Genomic DNA, 4,027 nt, shown 5'->3' on the forward strand with positions numbered 1-4,027 from the left:
GGCCCCCTCAGCGGGGGCCCGGCGCCTCGTGCTTGCGCCCACCCGCCCTTGACCGGGCCTTGAACCGCCCATTCCCCGGTGATCTGTAGGCTTCCACCGCCATTCGGCATTCACCTGGGGATTCTTCCCCTCGTTCCACTCAGTGGGGACACATGCGCATACGTACTGCCGCGATCGTGCTGGGCACGGCCGCGGCTCTCTCGGCCCTCGCCGTACCGTCCGCCAACGCGGACGAGGCCCAAGGCGACACGGCCATCACCAAGGTCGTCGTCAACGGCGGCAAGCCGATCGTCGTCGGCACGAGCGACAAGAAGATCTCGTACACCATCAGCGGCAGCGACAGCAGCGGCCTCGCCTACGGCGGCGCCTTCCTGTGGCGCGGCACCAGCCTGGACGCGCCGAGCGGCGTCACCGGCTTCGGCGAGACGGAGACCTGCTCCGCCACCGCGTGCACCGTCACCGCCACCGTCAGCCCCAAGCTCGACGAGCTGCCCAGCTCCCAGGCCGGCACCTGGAACGTCCTCGCCGAACTGGACGGCACGGACGGGGACATCCGGGAACTCGACAAGGGGACCACGATCAAGGTGCTGCGCGGTTCGCACCTGACCGTGAACGCCACGCCCGAGCCGGTGAAGAAGGGCAAGACGATCACCGTCACCGGCACCCTGACCCGGGCCAACTGGGACACGCTCAAGTACGGCGGCTACGCGAGCCAGTCCGTGCAACTGCAGTTCCGCAAGAAGGGCTCGACCACCTACACCACGGTCAAGACCGTCAAGTCCGGTAGCACCGGCGCCCTGAAGACCACCGTCAAGGCCTCGGTGGACGGCTACTGGCGCTACGCCTTCGGCACCAACGCCACCACCGGCGGGACCGCGGCCACGGCCGACTACGTCGACGTCCGGTAGCACCCGTCGCACCCCGGGCGCCGGGTCCCCTCAGCGGGGGCCCGGCGCCCGCTGTTGCTCCGGTGGGGCGTCGTCGTCCAGGCGGCGGACGCGGCGCCAGACCACTTCCAGCAGCGCTGCGGCCGCCACCGCCACGACGACGGCCGTCCAGGGGCCCTGCGTGCCGACCAGCCGGAGGGCGAAGAACTCCTGCAGCCACGGGGTGACCAGGACGACCAGGAATCCCGCGCCCATGGTGAGGACCAGGGCGATCCGCCACCAGGTGTAGGGACGTGCGACGAGCGCCAGCACCCACATCGCGATCAGGAAGAGGGTCAGCGTCGCGGCGCTGGTCTCCGCCTCCAGCGCGCCGGCGCCGCGGTAGTGGTGGCGGGCGAGCATGTACGTCACGAAGGTGGCGACGCCCGCGATCACCCCGGCGGGCAGGGAGTAGCGCATGACCCGGCGCACGAAGAGCGGCTTGGCCCGCTCCTTGTTGGGGGCCAGGGCGAGGAAGAAGGCGGGGACGCCGATGGTCAGCGTGGACAGCAGCGTCAGGTGCCGGGGCAGGAACGGGTAGGGCGCGTGCCAGATGATCACCAGCAGGGCGAGCAGCACCGAGTAGACGGTCTTGGTGAGGAAGAGCGTCGCGACGCGGGTGATGTTGCCGATGACCCGGCGGCCCTCGGCCACGACCGACGGGAGCGCCGAGAAGCTGTTGTCGAGCAGCACGATCTGCGCGACCGCCCGGGTCGCCTCGGAGCCGGAGCCCATGGCGACGCCGATGTCGGCGTCCTTGAGGGCGAGGACGTCGTTGACGCCGTCCCCGGTCATCGCCACGTTGTGGCCGCCGGACTGGAGCGCGCCCACCATCTCCCGCTTCTGCTGCGGGGTGACCCGGCCGAAGACCGTGCCCCGGTCGAGCTCGGCCGCCATCTGCGTGCGCTCGGCCGGCAGCCTGCGGGCGTCGACCGTCCGCTCGGCCCCCGCCAGCCCCAGCTTCCCGGCGACGGCGCCGACGGAGACCGCGTTGTCGCCGGAGATGACCTTGGCGTGCACGTCCTGCTCGGCGAAGTAGCGCAGGGTGTCGGCGGCGTCGGGACGCAGCCGCTGCTCCAGGACGACCAGCGCTGCCGGGTTGGCCGAGGCGCCCACCGCCGGGTCGCCCAGCTCCTTCCCCGTCCGGGCGAGCAGCAGCACCCGCAGGCCCTGGGCGTTGAGGTCGTCGATCGCGCCGAGCGCCCGGTCGCCCGCGGGGAGCAGTACGTCGGGGGCGCCGAGCAGCCAGGCGCTGCGCTCACCGCCGGGCTCGGTGAAGGCCGCGCCGCTGTACTTGCGGGCGGAGGAGAAGGGCAGCGCGTCGGTGACGTGCCAGCCGTCGTCCGGGGCGGGGAAGGCCGCGGCGACGGCGGCCAGGGTGGGGTTGGGGCGCGGGTCGGCGGAGCTGACCGCGCCGAGCACCTGCCGGATGTACGCCTCGGGGACACCGTCCAGCATCCGCAGCTCCGCGACGTCCATCCCGCCCTCGGTGAGGGTGCCGGTCTTGTCCAGGCACACCACGTCCACCCGGGCCAGCCCCTCGATCGCGGGCAGTTCCTGGACGAGGCACTGTTTTCGGCCCAGCCGGATCACGCCGATCGCGAAGGCCACCGAGGTGAGCAGGACCAGCCCCTCGGGCACCATCGGGACGATGCCGCCCACCATGCGGCGGACCGCCTCGCGCCAGTCGTCGCCCTCCAGGACGAGCTGGCTGACGATCAGGCCGATCGCGGTGGGGACCATCATCCACGTGACGTACTTGAGGATCTGGCTGATGCCGCTGCGCAGTTCGGAGTGGACGAGGGTGAAGCGGCTCGCCTCCTCGGCGAGTTGCGCCGCGTAGGCCTCCCGGCCGACCTTGGTCGCGGTGAAGGACCCGCCGCCCGCGACGACGAAGCTGCCGGACATCACGGGGTCGCCGGGGCGCTTGACGACGGGGTCGGCCTCGCCGGTGAGCAGCGACTCGTCGACCTCCAGGTTGTCGGCCTCGGCCACCTCGCCGTCGACCACCACCTTGTCCCCCGGCCCGAGTTCGACGAGGTCGCCGAGGACGATCCCGGAGGTGGAGACCTGGGTGGCGACCCCGTCACGGCGCACGGTGGGTTTCGCCTCGCCGATCACGGCGAGTCCGTCCAGGGTCTTCTTGGCGCGCCACTCCTGGAAGATGCCGATCCCGGTGTTCGCGATGATGACGAAGCCGAAGAGGCCGTCCTGGATCGGGCCGACCACCAGGATGATCAGGAACAGCACGCCGATGATCGCGTTGAAGCGGGTGAACACGTTCGCGCTGACGATCTCGGCCAAGGAACGCGAGGAACGCACCGGGACGTCGTTGACCTCGCCCCGCGCGATCCGCTCCGCCACCTGGGCGGCGGTCAGTCCGCCGGGCGTCGCCGGCCGCACCCCGGCCGCCTCCCGCTGCGTGCGTTCCGTCATGGCTTCGACGGTACGTGGGGGGCGGCGCCGACGGCGCGGCGGGCCGTCGCTCTCGGGGACATCTCCGGGGCGCCGTACGACCGGGGGCGTAGCCGCCGGGGGTACGGATCCGGAGCCGGAGACCGGGGATCCGGGCCCGCGGAACCCGCGGGCCCCGGCTCAGTCCTGTGCGGCGTCCTCCGCGGCGCGGGAGCGCCGGATGGCGTCCCGGCGGGCGCGCACGTACCAGAGGCCGATGAGCCCGAGGCCGCCGCCGGCCAGGCAGGTCCAGATCCACCAGGCGTGGCCGTGGTCGGCGTACCAGCCGTAGAAGGGGAGCTGGACGAGGAAGAGCGCGAACCAGATGACCGTCCCGACGGTGACGGTCGCGACGTCGTTCGCCTCCAGAGGTGCCGGCGCCTCGCGCAACCCGGTCGTCCCCTTGCTGTGGCTGCTGCTGCTCATACCGCACAGCGTACCCAGTGGTCCCGGGAGGTCTACGCGCGGAGATAGCGTTTGGGACGCTCATATGTTCATACTGAAACGGTCCGAGACTGGCCGGTTTCAGTCGTAGGAACCTCCAAAAGCTCCCGCCCCCCACGCAAGGACCCGCATGTCCCCGTCGACCACCGCCAAGTTGGCGGTGGTCGACGGGGACATGCGGGTCCTTGCGTGGGGGGCGGGAG

Annotated in this window: 3 protein-coding genes; 1 reads left to right on the forward strand and 2 read right to left on the reverse strand. The window is 71.7% G+C overall.

Annotated features, from left to right (window positions below):
- Nucleotides 1-152 precede the first annotated feature (152 nt).
- A complete protein-coding gene (locus PV341_RS44090; protein WP_500330352.1) occupies nucleotides 153-908 on the forward strand; it encodes a calcium-binding protein in 756 nt (251 codons plus the stop codon).
- A 30-nt stretch (nucleotides 909-938) separates the two neighbouring features.
- Here PV341_RS44090 and PV341_RS44095 read toward each other — a convergent pair whose 3' ends face one another.
- Both PV341_RS44095 and PV341_RS44100 read right to left on the reverse strand, forming a co-directional pair.
- Nucleotides 939-3,362: an HAD-IC family P-type ATPase gene (locus tag PV341_RS44095; RefSeq protein ID WP_500330351.1), complete on the reverse strand. Its 2,424-nt coding sequence runs from the start codon at nucleotides 3,360-3,362 to the stop codon at nucleotides 939-941.
- Between the two features lie 159 nt (nucleotides 3,363-3,521).
- Nucleotides 3,522-3,806, reverse strand: coding sequence for a DUF2530 domain-containing protein (locus tag PV341_RS44100; RefSeq protein WP_499512469.1), 285 nt, complete (start codon nucleotides 3,804-3,806; stop codon nucleotides 3,522-3,524).
- Nucleotides 3,807-4,027 lie beyond the last annotated feature (221 nt).

The organism is Streptomyces sp. PA03-1a, assembly GCF_033792805.1.
GTDB lineage: Bacteria > Actinomycetota > Actinomycetes > Streptomycetales > Streptomycetaceae > Actinacidiphila.